The organism is Leisingera sp. S132 (genome assembly GCF_025144465.1).
GTDB lineage: Bacteria > Pseudomonadota > Alphaproteobacteria > Rhodobacterales > Rhodobacteraceae > Leisingera.
In genome coordinates this window covers 3,822,253-3,839,662 of the sequence record NZ_CP083553.1, presented here as the reverse complement: position 1 = coordinate 3,839,662, position 17,410 = coordinate 3,822,253, and the positions used below count along the sequence as shown (strand labels likewise).

Genomic DNA, 17,410 nt, shown 5'->3' with positions numbered 1-17,410 from the left:
GGAGCACCGGAACCGGATGAACGATCGACTTTTCATGCTGGCAAGCAGCCACGATCACAGTCATTGGGTCCGGCTGCGGACACTTATCCTGCTGCGCTGGGTGGCCATTGCCGGCCAGATCACGGCTATTGCGGTGGCACAGCACCGGTTCAACCTGCAGCTGGAACTGGGGTTATGTTACCTGGCGATCGGCATCTCCGCGGCCGGCAACCTGATTGCCATCTTTGCTTTTCCGGAAAACAAGCGCCTCAGCGAGTTCGAAAATTTCCTGATGGTGCTGTTCGACCTGCTCCAGCTTGCCTTTCTGGTTTACCTGACCGGCGGGCTGAACAACCCCTTTGCCTTGCTTGTGCTTGGACCCGTGACGATTTCCGCGGCGGTGATGGGGCTGCGCTCCACCCTGATTATCGGGGCAACCGCCATCATTCTGGTCACCCTGATGGCTGAATTCCACCTGCCTCTGCGGACGGAGCAGGGGTTCATCCTGCGGATCCCGGATGTGTTCATTTTTGGCAACTGGATTGCCATCGTCATCGCGATTCTTTTCATCGGCGCCTACTCCTTCCGGGTCAGCAACGAGATGCGGCTGATGTCGGACGCGCTGAGCGCCACCCAGCTGGCCTTGTCACGCGAACAGAAACTGACTGACCTCGGCGGCGTTGTTGCCGCAGCGGCGCATGAACTGGGTACCCCGCTGGCCACAATCAAGCTGACCAGCGCCGAGCTGATCGAGGAGCTGGACGACCGGCCGGACCTGCGTGAGGACGCTGCCCTGATCCGCGAACAGGCGGACCGCTGCCGGGATATCCTGCGCAGCATGGGGCGGGCGGGCAAGGACGACCTGCACCTGCGCCAGGCACCGCTGTCAACTTTGGTGACCGAGGCTGCAGAGCCGCACATGCATCGCGGCAAGGCGGTGCTTTACCACGAGGAACCGCTGGAAGGCGGGAGCTTTCAGCAGCCCACGGTCCTGCGCAAGCCAGAGATCATTCACGGGCTGCGCAATCTGGTCCAGAACGCGGTCGACTTCTCCAAGTCCACCGTTTGGATCAATGCGGCCTGGAACGACGAACGTATCGTTCTTCTGATCAGCGATGACGGCCAAGGCTTCCCGCCGCATCTGCTCGGCCGCATCGGCGACCCGTTCGTGCGCCGCCGCCGGGGGGAAAGCGAACTGAAGCAGCGCCCGGAGTATGAGGGCATGGGTTTGGGGCTGTTTATTGCCAAGACACTGCTTCAGCGCACCGGGGCACGGCTGAAGTTCGCCAATGACTGGGACCAGATCCAAAGTGCGTCGCATACGCCCGAAGGGCGCGGTGCCATCGTTGAAGTGGTCTGGCCGCGCGAGAAAATCGACGCCATAGAAGCAGGAGGCCCTGTTACCGGAAAAAATTTGCCTTTAGAAATTTAACTATTCACTTTTGGGAAACCAATTAAACTTCATTTAACCATTTTTAGGGAACCATGAGGGCAAACGAGAGCTGAGCTAGGCAGGAAGACATGCAGGATTTCGCTTCGATCGAATGGTTTGTACTGGCCGCGCTGTGTGCCGCCACGGCTGCAGCCGCAGTCTGGTGGTTGTCGCCCACGCCGCGGCGCAATGGCATGGAGCATGATCTGCTTGCCGCTGACGGCCGAACCGACGCCGTCTTTCTGTTTGACGACAGCAGCCTGATCGGCTGGTCCTCCGGCGCCGGCAAGTTTATCGGCGACCAGGCAGAGAATTTTGACTGGAGCATGCTGCGCGACCAGCTGGCCCGCAGCTACCCCGGCCTGCCGCAATCGCCCGGTTTTCTCAAGGATGTGGGACCGCTTGTGCTGTCAGGCACTGCCGCGGCTGAAAGCCGCGAGGCGCATTGCGAGTGGATTGACGGTGTCACCCGCGTGCAGCTGCGCCGCAGCACATTGGAAGAACAGAACAAGTCCTTGGATCAGGAGCTGACCACCTTGCGCGCAGCCGTGCATCAGGCCCCCTACCCGGTCTGGCTGCAGTCGGAGGAAGGAAACGTCACTTGGTCCAATCTTGCTTACGACAATCTTAACCAGAAGATTCGCGGCCGCAGTTCTGATTTTGCAGATCCCTTGTTCACGGACCTCCACGATCCGATGACAAGCGGCAAGCCTGAGCGGATTCACATTCCGCTGCCGGACAGCGGCAAGAAGCTTTGGTACAATGTTTCGACCACTGAGACCGAGGCCGGCTGGCTCTGCCATGCGGTCGACGTGAACGCCGTGGTCGACGCCGAGGTTGCCCAGCGCAATTTTGTGCAGACCCTGGCCAAGACCTTTGCGCAGCTGTCGATCGGCCTGGCGATCTTTGACCGCAACCGCCAGCTGGTGCTGTTCAATCCGGTGCTGATCGACCTGACCGCATTGCCGGCCAATTTCCTCAGCTCGCGGCCCAACCTGCTCACTTTCTTCGACCGGTTGCGCGACCAAAGGATGATGCCGGAGCCCAAAAGCTATTCCAGCTGGCGCCACCAGATGGCCGACCTGCTGGAAGCCGCTGCCGAGGGCCGGTACCAGGAAACCTGGTCGCTGCCGTCAGGCTCTGTCTACAAGGTCTCCGGCCGGCCGCATCCGGACGGCGCCATCGCCTTCCTGTTCGAGGATATTACTGCCGAAGTCACGCTGACCCGCCAGTTCCGCTCTGAGCTGGAAATGGGGCAGTCGATCCTGGACCAGATGGACGAAGCCATCGCGGTGTTCGCCAATGACGGCAGCCTGAGCTTCTCGAACAGCGCGTATGACAACCTGTGGCAGATGGATCCGGACTCCAGCTTTGCCAAAGTATCGATCATGGACGCCAGCCGGATATGGCAGGATACCTGCGCGCCGACGCCGGTCTGGGGCGAAATCCGGGACTTCGTTGCGGGCTGCGAAGGGCGCGAGGCCTGGTGGTCCCATGTTCAGCTGCGCAGTGGCACCAAGATGGTCTGCAAGGTAACGGCAATCCAGAACGGCGCCACTATGGTCAGCTTCCGAAAGCCCGAAGCAGCTGCCCTTCCGGCGGGCCAGGAACGCTTTGCCTCCAACCCGCAAGACTGATCCTTGAATCCGGCTTGCAGCGGTAGCGCGGCGGCGTCATTGTACCGCCATGACCACAAAAACCGCGGCTTGCACGCTGAATTCGCCTGAGGAAACGGCCGAGCTGGCCGCCCGAATCGCCGGAGCTCTGCGCCCCGGCGATTGCTTGTTGCTGGAAGGTGTAATCGGCGCCGGAAAGACGCATTTCGCCCGCCATCTGATCCAGTCGCTGATGGGCGTGCCTGAAGATGTGCCTTCGCCCACCTTCACATTGGTGCAAACCTATGAGGTGCCCGCCGGCGAGCTGTGGCACACCGACCTTTACCGTCTGTCCTCCTTGAATGAGCTGGAGGAGCTGGGCCTGACCGAAGCCTTCGACAACGCGATCTGCCTGGTCGAGTGGCCTGACAGGTTGCAGGAACTGACGCCGCCGCACGCGTTGCATCTGACACTGGCCCTGGACCCGGAACACGAAGACCGCCGCCAGTTGGCGCTCCGCTGGAGCGACACAAAATGGCAGCCCCTGATGGAGCGCATCTGCGCATGACCAAGCGTAACACCCTGTGCGAAAGTTTTTTGTCGCATACCCCCTATGCCAGCTGGCAGCGCAGACCGCTGGCTGGCGACGCCTCCAACAGGCGTTATGAACGGCTTACAAATACCGGCGGCGGGACTGCCGTGCTTATGGATGCGCCGCCAGAGAAAGGCGAGGACGTCCGGCCCTTCATCCGCATTGCCGAATACCTCCGTGCCCAGGGCCTCAGTGCACCGGAGATTCTGGCCAAGGATGTTGAGAACGGTTTTCTGCTGCTGGAGGATTTGGGCGACGACCTTTATGCCCGCGTCATAGAACGGGAACCGGTTCTGGAAAGGGAACTTTATGAGGCCGCAACAGACACTCTGGTTGCCCTTCATCAAGCGCCGATGCCGGAACTGGAACCCTACGGTCCGCGGCTTATGGCGGAAATGGCCGGGCTCGCGCTGTTAAAATACCGCGATGGGATTCAAGGCGGCCACGACCCGGAGCTGCAGTCACGGTTCGAAAACCAGTTCGAGGACATCCTTCGCGAAACGGTGAAGGGTGATCCGGTCCTGGTGCAGCGGGACTACCACGCAGAAAATCTGCTGTGGCTGCCGGACCGGGACGGTGTCGCCCGCGTGGGCCTTCTGGATTTTCAGGACGCACGCGCAGGCCACCCCGCATACGATCTTGTTTCTCTTCTTCAAGACGCCCGCCGCGACGTGCCCGCCGGAATCGAGATGCAAATGATCAGCCGCTATATAGCAGCTGACGGCGCTGATGAATCCGGCTTCCGTACCGCCTATACCGTGCTGGGCGTGCAGAGGAATCTGCGTATTCTCGGTGTCTTTGCCAGACTCAGCCTAGACTACGGCAAGCCGCATTATGTGGATCTGATCCCGCGCGTCTGGGACCATTTCATCCGCGGGCTGGAGCATCCGGCACTGGCCCCGGTGGCAGGCCTTTTGCGTGACAGCCTGCCAGCCCCAACCCCGCAAAATCTCGACAAGCTGAGGCCCTGATGCAGCGCTCGCCCGAAGCCGTCATGCTGTTCGCCGCAGGTTTTGGCACCCGGATGCGGGAGCTGACCCGCGACATGCCAAAACCGATGATCGAAGTTGCCGGCCGGCCGCTGATTGCCCATGCTCTGGCCTTGGCCAAAGCGGTCCATCCGGCCCGGATTGCGGCCAACGTGCATTACAAACCTGGACCTCTGAAAGCCCTGTTAGAGCCTGAAAGCGTACTGGTCAGCCATGAAAAGCCAGACATTCTCGATACCGGCGGCGGGTTGCGCCATGCGCTGCCCCTGCTGGGCGGCGGGCCGGTTTTCACCATGAACACGGATGCCATCTGGAAAGGCCCGAACCCCCTGCAATTGGCGCAAGAGGCCTGGGATCCGGACCGGATGGATGCGCTTTTGGTCTGTGTACCGCTTGCGAATGCCGCTGGCCGCAGTGGACAGGGCGATTTCTCAGCCGATGCCGACGGCCGTATCAGCCGCGGCGGAAACCTGGTCTATGGCGGGGTGCAGATCCTGAAGACGGTGGGGCTGCACGAGGTTGAGGAGCAGGCATTCTCACTCAATATCCTGTGGAACCGGATGGCTGCAGCCGGGCGGCTGTTTGCGCTGGAGTATCCCGGCCGCTGGTGCGATGTGGGCCATCCCGAAGGGATCAAGCTGGCCGAGGACCTGATCGCCCAAGATGATGTTTGAACCATCCGTCAAACCGCGCGTCTTTGCCGTGCCCTGCGGCATCGATTTCCCGCGCGCGCTGGTCGAGGGTCTGCGTGATCGTTCGCGCAAACTGCCGCCAGAGGCGCTGGCCCGGGCTGAACTGATCGTCAACACCTCCCGCATGGCACGGCGTATCCGCAGCCTGTTTGACGAGGGCCCCGCAATGCTGTTGCCGCGAATGATGATGCTGACCGATCTGGCGCATCGGGCTGCACTGGACGGGCTGCCGCCTCCCCTGCCCCCGCTGCGGCGCCGGCTGGAGCTGTCGCAGCTGATCGCCAAGCTGCTGGACGCACAGCCCGACCTCGCCTCCCGGGCGTCTCTTTATGACCTTTCTGACAGCCTCGCGGCTCTGATCGACGAGATGCAGGGTGAAGGTGTCAGCACCGACTCCATCCGCAATCTGGACGTCTCGGACATGTCCGGCCATTGGGCGCGGGCACAGGCTTTCATCGGTATCGCCGATGAGTTCACCGGCCTGCACGAGGGGGCGATGGATGCCCAGGCGCGGCAGCGGCAGATGGTTCTGAACCTGATTGAGGAATGGCAGCAAAACCCGCCGCTGCACCCTGTCATTCTGGCCGGTTCCACCGGGTCCCGCGGCACCACCTTGATGCTGATGCAGGCCATTGCCCGGCTGCCGCTGGGCGCCGTGGTGCTGCCCGGTTTCGATTTCGATCAGCCGGATCATGTCTGGGGCGGCCTGGATGACCCGATGATCTCGGAAGACCATCCTCAGTACCGGTTCCACAAGCTGATGAAAGACCTGGAGCTGGCCCCGCGCGATGTGCGGCCTTGGACCGTTACCCCTCCGGTCTCTCCCGAACGCAACCGGCTGGTCTCGCTGGCATTGCGCCCGGCCCCGGTGACGGACGCCTGGATGAGTGAAGGCCCCAAACTGACCGGTCTGGACCGCGCAACGGAAAACGTCTCGCTTGTCGAAGCTCCCGGCCCCCGTGCCGAGGCGCTCGCCATTGCGCTGCGCCTGCGGCAGGCGGCGGAGGACGGCCAGACCGCTGCACTAATCACGCCCGACCGGATGCTGACACGCCAGGTGTCCGCCGCGCTGGACCGCTGGGACATCCTGCCGGATGATTCCGCCGGCCAGCCGCTGCAGCTGTCGCCGCCGGGCCGGTTCCTGCGCCACGTGGCGGGGCTGTTCTGCAAGCCGCTGGCCTGCGACAGCCTGCTGACGCTGCTGAAACACCCGCTCACCCATGACGGCGCGGAGCGCGGCAATCACCTGCGCCAGACCCGCGAACTGGAGCTGTCCCTGCGCCGCAACGGCCCGCCCTTCCCCGATGCCGCGGCCTTTGCCAGTTTTGAAAAGGGCCGTCAGCTGACACCGGGCTGGACCGGCTGGCTAAGCGCCTGTTTCGCGGATCAGGAGATCGCCGGCACCCTGCCCCTGACCGATTGGATCGAACGGCTGCGAGAGCTGGCCGAGCGCATCGCCGCCGGCAGCCAGGCGGACGGTTCCGGCACGCTGTGGGACAAGAAGGCCGGCCAGGCGGCGCACGCCTGCATCGAAAACCTGGAAGCTGAAGCCCCCTATGGCGGTGAGATGACCGCCCGCGATTTCGCCGACCTGCTGGGCGCGCTGCTGAGCCAGGGTGAGGTGCGCGACCGCGATGCGCCATATGGCTCGATCATGATCTGGGGCACGCTGGAGGCCCGGGTCCAGGGCGCCGATCTGGTCATTCTGGGCGGGCTCAACGAAGGCAGCTGGCCGGAGGCCGCCAGCCCCGATCCCTGGCTGAACCGCCAGTTGCGCAATCAGGCAGGGCTGTTGCTGCCTGAACGCCGCATCGGTCTGTCGGCGCATGACTTCCAGCAGGCAATTGCCGCACCTGAGGTCTGGCTGACCCGCGCTGAACGGTCGGAAGAAGCCGACACAGTACCCTCGCGCTGGCTGAACCGGCTGACCAATCTTCTGTCCGGCCTGCCGGATCAGGGCGGCCGGGATGCGCTGAATGCAATGCGTGCAAGGGGCCAGCGATGGCTCGGCTGGGCAGACGCACTGGAGGAGCCTGCGCCCATTCCGCAGATGCCGCGCCCCTCGCCGCGCCCGCCGGTTGCGGCCCGCCCACGCCGTCTGACGATCACGGAGATCCCGCGGCTGATCCGCGACCCTTATGCGATCTACGCCAAACATGTGCTGCGGCTCAAGCCGCTGAACCCGCTGGTGCAGGAGCCCGACGCCCTGCTGCGCGGCATCGTGGTGCATGAAGTGTTTGAGCACTTCATCAAAGAAGCCCAGGCGGATCCGAGCCTGCTGACTGCCAGCCATCTGATCGAAAAAACACGGCTGCTGCTGGAGACCCATGTGCCCTGGCCCGTTGCCCGCATCCTGTGGCACAGCCGCATCCGCAAGATTGCCGGCGAATTCGTGTTGGCGGAACAGGAGCGCCAGGCCCGCGCCAAACCTGTTGCCTTTGAGGCCAGGGGCAGCGCCCGGCTGGATCCGCTGGATTTCACTATCGCTTGCCGCGCCGACCGGATCGACATGGATGACCGGGGATTCCTGCATCTTTACGACTACAAGACCGGCACGCCGCCCAGCGAGTCGCAGCAGAAGAAATTCGAAAAACAGCTTCTGATCGAGGCCGCCATGGCTGAAGAAGGCGCATTTGACGATCTTGGCCCGGCGGAGGTTGCCCGCGCCCTGTTCATCGGCCTTGGCTCCAGCATGAAGGAGGTGCGCGCGCCGCTCGAGGACGAGCCGCCCGCCAAGGTCTGGGATGAGCTGCGCACCCTGATTGGGGCTTATTTCGAGCCTGAACAAGGCTATTCGAGCCGCCGCATGGTGCACAGGGATGACATCGCCGGCGACTATGACCACCTGGCGCGCTACGGCGAATGGGACCGCAGCGCCGTACCGCAGCCGGAGGATCTGGCATGACCATCCGCGACGCCGCCTCAGAGGCGCAGTTCCGCGCCGCCCGGCCTGATGCCTCCACCTGGCTGGCGGCCAATGCGGGCTCCGGCAAGACCAAGGTGCTGACCGACCGGGTGGCACGGCTGCTGCTGAAGGGCGTGCAGCCGCAGCACATTCTGTGCCTCACCTACACCAAGGCCGCCGCAAGCGAGATGCAGAACCGGCTGTTCAAGCGGCTGGGGGAATGGGCGATGCTGGAAGACCCGGCGCTGATTGCGGCACTGACCGAATTGGGGGAGGTCAACACCGCAGCTGAGGATTTGGCACAGGCGCGCACCCTGTTTGCCCGCGCGATCGAGACGCCCGGCGGGCTGAAGATCCAGACCATCCACTCCTTCTGTTCATCGCTGCTGCGCCGCTTTCCGCTGGAGGCCGGCGTCAGCCCGCAGTTTTCCGAGATGGACGACCGTGCGGGCCAGCTCTTGCGGGCGGAAATCATGGAGGATTTTGCCCAAGGAGCCGAGGCGCTTCTGGTGGATGCCCTGGCGCGGCATGTGAGCGACAGTGACTTCGAAGCTCTAACCTCCGCGATTTGCCAGCGCCGCGCCGATTTCGGCGAGCCGCGGGACTGGGACGGGCTGTTGGACCTTTTCGAACTGCCCGCAGGTTTCGACGAAACAGCGCTGGAATCTCTGGTGTTCCTGGGCGGCGAGGAAGAGCTGCTGCAGCGCACGCATGAGATGCTGGGGCAGGGCGGCTCAACCGACCAGAAGGCAGCGGAGAAACTGGCAGGTATCACCAAACCAAAGCTCGCCGATCTGAGTATATTGGAAAGCGTGTTCCTGACCGGCGCCAGCGCCAAGGAGCCTTATACCGCCAAAATAGACAAGTTCCCGACCAAGAAACTGCGCGAATCCCACCTGTCTCTGATGGATCAGCTGGAACCGCTGATGCGGCGGATTGAGGACGCGCGTGCAAAACGTCTGGCGCTGACCGCCGCACGCAAGAGCCACGATCTGCACCGCTTCGCCGCTGCCTTCCTGCCGGAGTATGAGCGCCGCAAGCAACTGCGCGGCTGGCTCGACTTTGATGACCTGATCCTGAAGGCGCGCCAGCTTCTTAACGATCCGGGCGTGGCCGCCTGGGTGCTGTATCGGCTGGACGGCGGCATCGACCACATCTTGGTGGACGAGGCGCAGGACACCAGCCCGGTGCAATGGGACGTGATCGAGAAGCTGGCGCAGGAATTCACCGCAGGCGAGGGCGCGCGTTCGGATGTGGAGCGCACCATCTTCGTGGTCGGTGACAAGAAGCAGTCGATCTATTCCTTCCAGGGCGCTGACCCGGATGCGTTTGACCGGATGCAGCTGGAGTTCGGCAACCGGCTGGCGGAAACCGGAGCCGGGCTGCAGGATGCCTCGCTCGATTTCTCCTTCCGCTCTTCTGCGGCAATCCTGAAGCTGGTCGACCTGGTGTTCAAGGACAGCCCGCGCGCCGGCTTTCGCAAGGACGCGCTGCACCGTGCCTTCAAATCGGACCTGCCGGGCCGGGTTGACCTGTGGCCGGTGGTCGAGAAGGTGGAGGATGACGCGGATCCCGACTGGACCAGCCCCGTCGACCGCCCCAGCAGCCGCCATCACACGGTGATCCTGGCGGAACGGATTGCCGGGTCGATCAAGCAGATGATTGAAAACGGCGTCACCATCCCCGAGGATGGCGCCGAACGCGGCACCTTTCAGCGCCGTCCGGTTCAGGCCGGCGATTTCCTGATCCTGGTGCAGCGCCGCTCTGACCTGTTTTCGGAAATCATCCGCGCCTGCAAGAAGGCGGAACTGCCCATTGCCGGCGCTGACCGGCTGAAAGTCGGCGCGGAACTGGCGGTGAAAGACATTGCCGCGCTTTTGCGGTTTCTGGCGCTGCCCGAGGATTCCTTATCCTTGGCGGAAGCGTTGAAATCGCCGCTGTTCGGCTGGAACGAGCAGGCCTTGTTCGACCTCGCGCACCGGCGGGAGGCCATGTATCTGTGGCCAGCCCTGCGCGACCGGGCAGGGGAGTTCCCGGAAACTATGGCAGTGTTGGATGACCTGCGCGCCAATGCGGATTTCCTGCGCCCATTTGACCTGATCGAACGCATTCTGACCCGCCACGGCGGCCGTCAGAAGCTGCTGGGTAGACTGGGGCCGGAGGCAGAGGATGGTATCAACGCGCTGTTGTCGCAGGCGCTGGCTTATGAGCGCACCGACGTGCCCAGCCTCACCGGGTTTCTGGTCTGGATGCAGACCGACGATCTGGAAATCAAACGCCAGATGGGCGCCGCCGGCAACATGATCCGGGTGATGTCGGTGCATGGGTCCAAGGGGCTGGAAGCGCCGATCGTGATCCTGCCGGACACCGCCAAACGCCAGGCTCCGCGCGACGCGGAGATCATGCTGGCCGAGGGCACCCCGGTCTGGAAGCTGCCCAAGGACCAGATGCCTGCCGCCATGCTGGCGGCCCGTGAAGCTGCGCAGGAAAAGCTGCAGAATGAACGTCTGCGGCTGCTCTATGTGGCTCTAACCCGGGCGGAAAAGTGGCTGATTGTCGCTGCCGCCGGCGACGCTGGCGAGCCGGGCGACAGCTGGTACCGCCTTACAGAGCGTGCCATGCGCGAGGGCGGTGCAGTGGAGCTTGATTGTCCTGGCGGGGCAGGATTGCGCCTGCAGCACGGGGATTGGGACGATCTGCCTTTGGTCGAAAAACCGGTCGAGAAGGCCATAAAACACTGCTTTCCAGAGGTCTTTTCCCGCGTGGCCAGAGCCTATGATCCGCCGCCGCCGGCGCTCAGCCCTTCCGACCTGGGCGGAGCGAAGGCCTTGCCGGGTGACTTGGGTCTGGAAGAGGAAGCCGCCAAGGCGCGCGGCAGCCGGCTGCACCTGCTGCTGGAGCACCTGCCGGGCCGCTCTGAAGGGGATTGGCCGCAGCTTGCCGGCAACTTGCTGCAGGGTGCCGAGGATACTGCAGAGCTGCTTGCCGAGGCGTCAGGTGTTCTTCAAAATGCCGACTTGTCCCATGTTTTCGCCCCGGAAACTCTGGCCGAAGTGCCCATCACCGCGGACCTGCACGGGACCCGCCTGCATGGCATCATCGACCGCCTGATTGTCACATCTGACACGGTGCTGGCCGTCGATTTCAAATCCAATGCCACCGTGCCTGCAACACCCGTTCTATGCCCCGAAGGGCTGCTGCGGCAGATGGGTGCCTACACTCATTCGCTGGCGCAGATCTACCCGGGCCGCACTATCGAAACCGCGCTTCTTTGGACCCGAACGGCCACGCTGATGCCGCTGCCGCACGAACTTGTGACAGCGGCGCTGATGCGGCGTCTGGAACCTTGACGATCCGTTAAGCCGTACATAGGTTCCAACTCCAGTTGCCACACACTCATGGAGACATGCATATGTCCACCGTAGCCGTCACCGACGCCACCTTTGACGCCGAAGTCAAGAATTCCGATATCCCCGTTGTGGTGGATTTCTGGGCCGAGTGGTGCGGTCCCTGCAAACAGATCGGCCCTGCTCTGGAAGAGCTGGCCGCGGAATTCGGCGGCAAGGTGAAAATCGCCAAAGTCGACGTTGACAGCAACCCGAACTCCGCTGCTGCCATGGGCGTGCGCGGCATTCCGGCGCTGTTCATCTTCAAGGATGGCCAGGTGATCTCCAACCGCGCCGGCGCCGCCCCCAAGGCCGCGCTGCAGAGCTGGATCGAAGAGTCGATCTGAGCCGGATCCAAATTGGATTTCCAAGGGCTGCCCCTGTCGGGGCGGCCCTTTTTTGTTTTGAGCGCTGGCGTACCGGCCGGCAGCAAACTGGCACTGTCCTTTGCGCTGATACCCTGCGACGGTTCGCCTTGGACAGGTAAAGGAGGCAAAATGGCAAAGACACGGGTACTGGTGGAATTCGGCATGGGCACGTCGCTGAGGCGCGAGGACTATACCGAAGCCGCCCGCCGCGCGATCAAGGACGCGCTGTGGCACAACTCCGTCAGCATGGCGGAATTGTTCGATTTCCAAAAGGAAGACATGATCATCGAAGCCGAGATCGGCGTTCAGAAACCGGAGGCGGTGGACGCGGAGGCGCTGCTGGAGATTTTCCCCTACGGCCAGCCCAGCATCCGGGTGGTGGAAGGCGGGCTCGACATCGGGAAGCCGCATGGCGGACGCACGGTGATTGCCAATGCGGCCGTGGTTGTATCCTTTGACATGGAGGCAGCGGAATGAGCGAGAAACGCATCATCCTGGAAATGGGCACCGGCAACGACCTTTACGGTCAGGATTACACCAAGGCTGCACGCCGTGCGGTGCAGGACGCGCTGCATCATTCGTCGATCACCCTGTTCGCCAAGCTTGGTATCGATCACAGCGAAATGCGCGTTGATGTGACCATCGGGGTGCAGCAGCCGGAGGCAGTTGATTGCGATCTGGTGGCGCAGGATCTGCCGCGGGGCAGGGCCAGCGTGCGTGCCGTCAAGGGCGGGCTGGATGTGGAGGATGCAGAAGCCGGCAGCCGCCATGTGGTGGCTACAGCGGCAGTCGAGGCCTGGCTGCCGGACCAGGCCCGGATATACAAAATCTCAGCCCCAAAATGAACAAAGCCGCCCGTTTCTGGGCGGCTCATTCAATGTCTTCGACCATTTTAGTCTCAGATCTTGGCGATGTCAGCCCGGCTCATGCCAATGTCATCCAGTTGTGCATCGGTCAGCCGGGCCAGAGCCTTGCGGGTCTCGCGGGCTTCATACCACTCCACGATGGAGGTTTTCACATTGGTCATAGCATCGACCACGCGGAGAACGGTGACTGCTCCGAGCGGCGCATGAATGTTTGCGGTCGTCATTTGCGCATATCCTTCTAAGAAACAGCCGACCCTGTGCCGGTTGTGAGCCTCATGTAGGATGCGCAGCTGAGTCCCGCAATTGCCGGTTCAACAGCCCCGCCTTGCGCTTTCTGCATAGCAGCAAAATGCCATGCGGACGTTGCAATGCCCACGATCCGGCCCGCTCCCTTGTGCCGGCGGGGGGATGGTTCCATATAGGGGGCAACTTAACGGAGGCATAAATGGCAGACGATCAATTCCCCGGCTGGCACGGCACCACCATCATCGGCGTCAAGAAGGGCGGGCAGGTTGTCATTGCCGGCGACGGCCAGGTGTCGCTGGGGCAGACTGTGATCAAGGGCACCGCCCGCAAGGTGCGGCGCCTGTCGCCTGGCGGCTTTGATGTGGTGGCGGGTTTTGCCGGCTCTACCGCGGATGCATTCACCTTACTGGAACGTCTGGAAGCCAAGCTGGAAGCCACCCCCGGGCAATTGGCCCGCGCCAGTGTTGAACTGGCCAAGGACTGGCGCACCGACAAATACCTGCAGAAACTGGAGGCGATGCTGATCGTCACCGACGGTACCGACATGTTCGTGATCACCGGCGCCGGCGACGTGCTGGAGCCTGAGCATGATGTTGCTGCCATCGGTTCCGGCGGCAATTTTGCCCTGGCTGCGGCCCGCGGCATGATGGACAGCGATAGATCCGCCGAAACCGTGGCCCGCGACGCCATGGCCATCGCCGCCGACATCTGCGTCTATACCAATGGCAGGCTGACGGTGGAAACCATCGGCCAGGACGGCTGAGATGAGCCGGATAGGTCAGGATGACCTGCGGGCCGCTGTTGGGTCAGGTTTGGTAAGCGAGGCACAGGCGGCGTCATTACTGGCGCTGGCAGACAGCCGGCGGGGGGCACGTGAAGACCTCGCCCCCGGAGATGAGCCTTTTGAGCTGTTCAAAGGTTTCAACGAGATTTTCATCGTCATCGGCCTGCTGATCCTGACCTCGGGCTGGGTGGGTTTCATCGCAATTGATCTGAGCGGATCTCCGAGCGACTATCAAAGAAAGACCGTAACGGCCGCCATCGTCGGCGCCGTCGTATTATGGGGTCTGTCCGGCTACTTCATCCGCCGTCGCCGCATGGTGGCGCCGGCGATTGCGCTGTCGCTGCTTTGGGCCATCAATGCGGGCACCGGTTTGAATGCCCAGTTTAGCCAGCCCTTCATGATTGCCCAGAACGATTATGGAAGCCTGCCGCTGCCCCTGGCATTGACAACAGCGGCCATCGCGCTCTTTTGGCTGCGCTTCCGGGTGCCATTTGCTATGGCTTTGATTGCGCTGGGAGTCTTTGCCTTTGCGCTGCTGTCCGGCGCCATTCAGGCCGGCACCCCGACAGGGATTGGCGATCTGTTCCTGCTGTCAGCCACAGGTTCGTTTGCCTGGATCACCCTGGCGGTTGGGTTGGCGGTGTTTGCCGTTGCCATGGGGTTTGACCTCAGCGATCCGCACCGCGTCACCAGGCGATCAGCGCAAGGGTTCTGGTTGCATGTCGTTGCCGCGCCAGCCCTGGTCAACACCATTGCTCTCAGCCTTCTGGACAATGGAACCTCCAGTTCAAATCTTCTCTTGTTTGCCGTCCTTGTACTGTTTGCCCTCATCGCAATCATCATCGACCGCCGGTCCTTCCTGATTGCCGCCATCGGCTACAGCGTCACCCTGGCCGGCGCCGTGTTCAACGGCGAAGGCACCGCCATCACCATACTGGCGCTTGGTGTGTTTCTGGTTGCCCTCGGCGCCTTCTGGAGCCGCATCCGAGCGGCCATGCTTACCCCCTTGACCGGTGTGCTGCCACTTGACCGGCTGCCGCCCTCACACTGAAACGGAAAGACCCATGACTGATCTGACCCCGCGCGAAATCGTTTCCGAACTGGACCGCTTTATTATCGGCCAGAAGGAAGCCAAGCGTGCCGTAGCAGTAGCGCTGCGCAGCCGCTGGCGGCGCAAGCAACTGGCCGACGACTTGCGCGACGAGGTATATCCCAAGAACATCCTGATGATTGGGCCCACCGGCGTCGGCAAGACCGAGATTTCCCGCCGCCTGGCCAAGCTCGCGCGGGCACCTTTCATCAAATTGGAGGCCACCAAGTTCACCGAAGTCGGCTATGTCGGCCGTGACGTGGAACAGATCATCCGCGACCTGGTGGACAGCGCCATTGCTCAGACCCGCGAGTACATGCGCGAAGACGTGAAGGCCAACGCCCACAAGGCTGCAGAGGACCGCGTTGTGGAAGCCATCGCCGGCACCGATGCCCGTGAAGCCACCCGCGAAATGTTCCGCAAAAAGCTGAAGGCGGGCGAACTCGACGACACGGTGATCGAGCTTGATGTGGCCGACAACTCCAATCCGATGGGCATGTTCGAAATTCCAGGCCAGCCCGGCGGCGGTAACATGGGGATGCTGAACCTGGGCGACCTGTTCGGCAAGGCGATGGGCGGGCGCACCACCCGCAAGAAGATGACCGTTTCCGAAAGCTATGAGGTGCTGATCGGCGAAGAGGCCGACAAGCTGCTGGACGACGAAACCGTTACCCGCACTGCTCTGGAAGCCGTCGAACAGAACGGCATTGTGTTCCTGGATGAGATCGACAAGGTTTGCGCCCGCCAGGAAACCCGTGGCGGAGATGTCAGCCGCGAAGGCGTGCAGCGCGACCTGCTGCCGCTGATCGAAGGCACCACCGTCAGCACAAAGCACGGGCCGGTCAAGACCGACCATATTCTGTTTATCGCCTCAGGTGCATTTCACATTGCCAAACCGTCCGATCTGCTGCCGGAACTGCAAGGCCGCCTGCCAATCCGGGTGAACCTCAGGCCACTGACCGAAAAGGACTTTGTCCGCATCCTCACCGAGACCGACAACGCGCTGACGCGACAGTACACAGCGCTGATGGGGACCGAGGAAGTTGAAGTGACTTTCACGGAGGACGGTATCGCTGCACTGGCCAAGATTGCGGCCGAGGTGAACCAGACAGTGGAAAACATCGGCGCACGGCGGCTCTATACCGTGATGGAACGTGTCTTCGAAGAGCTATCGTTCACGGCGCCGGACCGCTCTGGAGAGGCCGTCACGGTTGACGCAGCCTTTGTCAAAAAGAACCTGGGCGAGCTTGGCCAGTCTGCGGATGTCAGCCGTTACGTGCTGTAAACCGCCATCATCAGGCACAGCCACTGGACAATGGCGGCAGGTCGGATAGCCTGCCGCCATTTGAGTTTGGGGGCTGGCACCATGCAGGATCTGCGCGCGGTTTGCGTTTTTTTACTGATTTGGCTGGCAGGTTGTGCGGACAGATCCTACTCGCCGACAGTCCCTGAAGCCTTGGACGTTGGACAACCCGCAACTGTCTTTGCAGCTACAAACCGGGAACCCTTGCCCGATGGCACGTTCGGAGCCGAGAGAACCGACGGTTTAAGCCTGCTTGAATTGACAGTTTCAATTCCGCCCGAACACACACCCGGCTCTCTGAAATTCGGTTACGCAAATCCGGACCCTTCGGCTGAGTTCACTATGGCGGGCCGCAGGAAATTTCAAACTGAGGCCGCCTTTTCTTCCAGGCTGCAACAGGAATTGGCCAAGTTTCCAGCCAATGAGCGGGACGTTACAGTTTTTGTGCACGGCTTCAATTCCACCCAGGCGGAAACAGCGTTCAGAGCCGCCCAGCTGACACATGACCTGAATGTTCCCGGTGCAACTGTCATTTATTCCTGGCCCAGCAAAGGCAAGGCGCTTGGCTATGCCTATGACGGTGACAGTGTTCTGTTCGCCCGTGACGGTCTGGAGTCTCTGCTGCGCAAGCTGCGCAGCTTCGGCGCTAGCCGGGTTGTTGTCGTGGCACATTCGATGGGCGGGCTTCTCACCATGGAGGCGCTGCGGCAGATCGAGATCAAGTCGCCAGGGTGGACCGCGCGTAACCTGGGCGGCGTGGTGCTGATGTCACCGGATCTGGACGTGGATGTTTTCAAATCGCAAATGAGCCGCTTTGCAGAAGTCCCGCAGCCGTTTGCGATTTTCGTTTCGCAAAAGGACAATATCCTGACCCTGTCGCAGCGGCTGCGCGGGTTGAACGGGCGTGCAAGGCTCGGCAACCTGAACAATGCAGAGGAGATCAGTGATCTCCCCGTGGAGATTATTGATACGACAGCTTTTGCTGATGAAGCGGAATCCCAGCATTTTGTCGCTGCGACCTCGCCAGCGCTGCTGGCGCTGCTGAACGGTGCGCGTGAAACAGCACAAACCTTTGACCGTGATCAGGATCGTCTGCGCAGGCTTTTGCCCGGTCAAGTCATTGTCCGGGACAACGCAATTGAAATCGCCCTGGACGGCCCCCCGTCGGACAATCGGTGAATTC

The 17,410-nt window shown here is 62.2% G+C and carries 15 protein-coding genes; 14 read left to right on the top strand and 1 reads right to left on the bottom strand.

Going from position 1 to position 17,410, the window contains the following annotated elements:
• The first annotated feature begins 16 nt into the window (after positions 1-16).
• From regB to K3725_RS18850, 10 genes are all read left to right on the top strand, one after another.
• Entirely contained in the window at positions 17-1,411 is a 1,395-nt protein-coding gene (regB, locus tag K3725_RS18895; RefSeq protein WP_260016776.1) for a sensor histidine kinase RegB, read from the top strand.
• 89 nt (positions 1,412-1,500) lie between these two features.
• Positions 1,501-3,048: a PAS-domain containing protein gene (locus K3725_RS18890; protein ID WP_260016775.1), complete on the top strand. Its 1,548-nt coding sequence runs from the start codon at positions 1,501-1,503 to the stop codon at positions 3,046-3,048.
• A gap of 49 nt (positions 3,049-3,097) precedes the next feature.
• Positions 3,098-3,574 carry a tRNA (adenosine(37)-N6)-threonylcarbamoyltransferase complex ATPase subunit type 1 TsaE gene (gene tsaE / locus K3725_RS18885; protein WP_260016774.1) on the top strand — a complete coding sequence of 159 codons (477 nt, stop codon included), beginning with the start codon at positions 3,098-3,100 and terminating at the stop codon, positions 3,572-3,574.
• Entirely contained in the window at positions 3,571-4,569 is a 999-nt protein-coding gene (locus K3725_RS18880; protein ID WP_260016773.1) for an aminoglycoside phosphotransferase family protein, read from the top strand. The genes tsaE and K3725_RS18880 overlap by 4 nt, the downstream gene beginning before the upstream one ends.
• Positions 4,569-5,261 carry a nucleotidyltransferase family protein gene (locus K3725_RS18875; protein ID WP_260016772.1) on the top strand — a complete coding sequence of 231 codons (693 nt, stop codon included), beginning with the start codon at positions 4,569-4,571 and terminating at the stop codon, positions 5,259-5,261. The genes K3725_RS18880 and K3725_RS18875 overlap by 1 nt, the downstream gene beginning before the upstream one ends.
• Positions 5,251-8,184, top strand: a complete 2,934-nt coding sequence (gene addB, locus K3725_RS18870) for a double-strand break repair protein AddB (RefSeq protein ID WP_260016771.1) — start codon at positions 5,251-5,253, stop codon at positions 8,182-8,184. The genes K3725_RS18875 and addB overlap by 11 nt, the downstream gene beginning before the upstream one ends.
• Positions 8,181-11,534 carry a double-strand break repair helicase AddA gene (gene addA / locus K3725_RS18865; RefSeq protein ID WP_260016770.1) on the top strand — a complete coding sequence of 1,118 codons (3,354 nt, stop codon included), beginning with the start codon at positions 8,181-8,183 and terminating at the stop codon, positions 11,532-11,534. Before addB ends, addA begins: the two co-directional genes overlap by 4 nt.
• A gap of 62 nt (positions 11,535-11,596) precedes the next feature.
• On the top strand, positions 11,597-11,917 hold the full coding sequence (gene trxA / locus K3725_RS18860) for a thioredoxin (protein WP_019295334.1): 321 nt from the start codon (positions 11,597-11,599) through the stop codon (positions 11,915-11,917).
• A gap of 150 nt (positions 11,918-12,067) precedes the next feature.
• The gene (locus tag K3725_RS18855; RefSeq protein WP_260016769.1) at positions 12,068-12,415 is read left to right on the top strand and encodes a Lin0512 family protein; all 348 of its coding nucleotides are present in this window, start codon (positions 12,068-12,070) and stop codon (positions 12,413-12,415) included.
• Positions 12,412-12,783 (top strand): Lin0512 family protein, encoded by a 372-nt coding sequence (locus K3725_RS18850; protein WP_260016768.1) that lies wholly within the window; start codon positions 12,412-12,414, stop codon positions 12,781-12,783. Before K3725_RS18855 ends, K3725_RS18850 begins: the two co-directional genes overlap by 4 nt.
• Positions 12,784-12,836: 53 nt before the next feature.
• Here the strand turns inward: K3725_RS18850 and K3725_RS18845 are convergent, their stop codons facing one another.
• Positions 12,837-13,028, bottom strand: a complete 192-nt coding sequence (locus tag K3725_RS18845; protein ID WP_019295331.1) for a DUF1127 domain-containing protein — start codon at positions 13,026-13,028, stop codon at positions 12,837-12,839.
• A 221-nt stretch (positions 13,029-13,249) separates the two neighbouring features.
• Between K3725_RS18845 and hslV the strand changes: the two genes are divergently transcribed.
• From hslV to K3725_RS18825, 4 genes are all read left to right on the top strand, one after another.
• Entirely contained in the window at positions 13,250-13,813 is a 564-nt protein-coding gene (gene hslV / locus K3725_RS18840) for an ATP-dependent protease subunit HslV (protein ID WP_260016767.1), read from the top strand.
• Position 13,814: 1 nt separating this feature from the next.
• Positions 13,815-14,885: a hypothetical protein gene (locus K3725_RS18835; RefSeq protein WP_260016766.1), complete on the top strand. Its 1,071-nt coding sequence runs from the start codon at positions 13,815-13,817 to the stop codon at positions 14,883-14,885.
• A 13-nt stretch (positions 14,886-14,898) separates the two neighbouring features.
• Positions 14,899-16,209, top strand: a complete 1,311-nt coding sequence (hslU, locus tag K3725_RS18830; RefSeq protein WP_260016765.1) for an ATP-dependent protease ATPase subunit HslU — start codon at positions 14,899-14,901, stop codon at positions 16,207-16,209.
• 81 nt (positions 16,210-16,290) lie between these two features.
• The gene (locus K3725_RS18825; RefSeq protein WP_260016764.1) at positions 16,291-17,406 is read left to right on the top strand and encodes an alpha/beta hydrolase; all 1,116 of its coding nucleotides are present in this window, start codon (positions 16,291-16,293) and stop codon (positions 17,404-17,406) included.
• Positions 17,407-17,410 lie beyond the last annotated feature (4 nt).

What these genes read in the sequence shown, in the direction of transcription:
- regB (WP_260016776.1), top strand. Translation starts at nt 17, where the DNA reads ATGAACGATCGACTTTTCATGCTGGCAAGCAGCCACGATCACAGTCAT.
- K3725_RS18890 (WP_260016775.1), top strand. Translation starts at nt 1,501, where the DNA reads ATGCAGGATTTCGCTTCGATCGAATGGTTTGTACTGGCCGCGCTGTGT.
- tsaE (WP_260016774.1), top strand. Translation starts at nt 3,098, where the DNA reads ATGACCACAAAAACCGCGGCTTGCACGCTGAATTCGCCTGAGGAAACG.
- K3725_RS18880 (WP_260016773.1), top strand. Translation starts at nt 3,571, where the DNA reads ATGACCAAGCGTAACACCCTGTGCGAAAGTTTTTTGTCGCATACCCCC.
- K3725_RS18875 (WP_260016772.1), top strand. Translation starts at nt 4,569, where the DNA reads ATGCAGCGCTCGCCCGAAGCCGTCATGCTGTTCGCCGCAGGTTTTGGC.
- addB (WP_260016771.1), top strand. Translation starts at nt 5,251, where the DNA reads ATGATGTTTGAACCATCCGTCAAACCGCGCGTCTTTGCCGTGCCCTGC.
- addA (WP_260016770.1), top strand. Translation starts at nt 8,181, where the DNA reads ATGACCATCCGCGACGCCGCCTCAGAGGCGCAGTTCCGCGCCGCCCGG.
- trxA (WP_019295334.1), top strand. Translation starts at nt 11,597, where the DNA reads ATGTCCACCGTAGCCGTCACCGACGCCACCTTTGACGCCGAAGTCAAG.
- K3725_RS18855 (WP_260016769.1), top strand. Translation starts at nt 12,068, where the DNA reads ATGGCAAAGACACGGGTACTGGTGGAATTCGGCATGGGCACGTCGCTG.
- K3725_RS18850 (WP_260016768.1), top strand. Translation starts at nt 12,412, where the DNA reads ATGAGCGAGAAACGCATCATCCTGGAAATGGGCACCGGCAACGACCTT.
- K3725_RS18845 (WP_019295331.1), bottom strand. Translation starts at nt 13,028, where the DNA reads ATGACGACCGCAAACATTCATGCGCCGCTCGGAGCAGTCACCGTTCTC.
- hslV (WP_260016767.1), top strand. Translation starts at nt 13,250, where the DNA reads ATGGCAGACGATCAATTCCCCGGCTGGCACGGCACCACCATCATCGGC.
- K3725_RS18835 (WP_260016766.1), top strand. Translation starts at nt 13,815, where the DNA reads ATGAGCCGGATAGGTCAGGATGACCTGCGGGCCGCTGTTGGGTCAGGT.
- hslU (WP_260016765.1), top strand. Translation starts at nt 14,899, where the DNA reads ATGACTGATCTGACCCCGCGCGAAATCGTTTCCGAACTGGACCGCTTT.
- K3725_RS18825 (WP_260016764.1), top strand. Translation starts at nt 16,291, where the DNA reads ATGCAGGATCTGCGCGCGGTTTGCGTTTTTTTACTGATTTGGCTGGCA.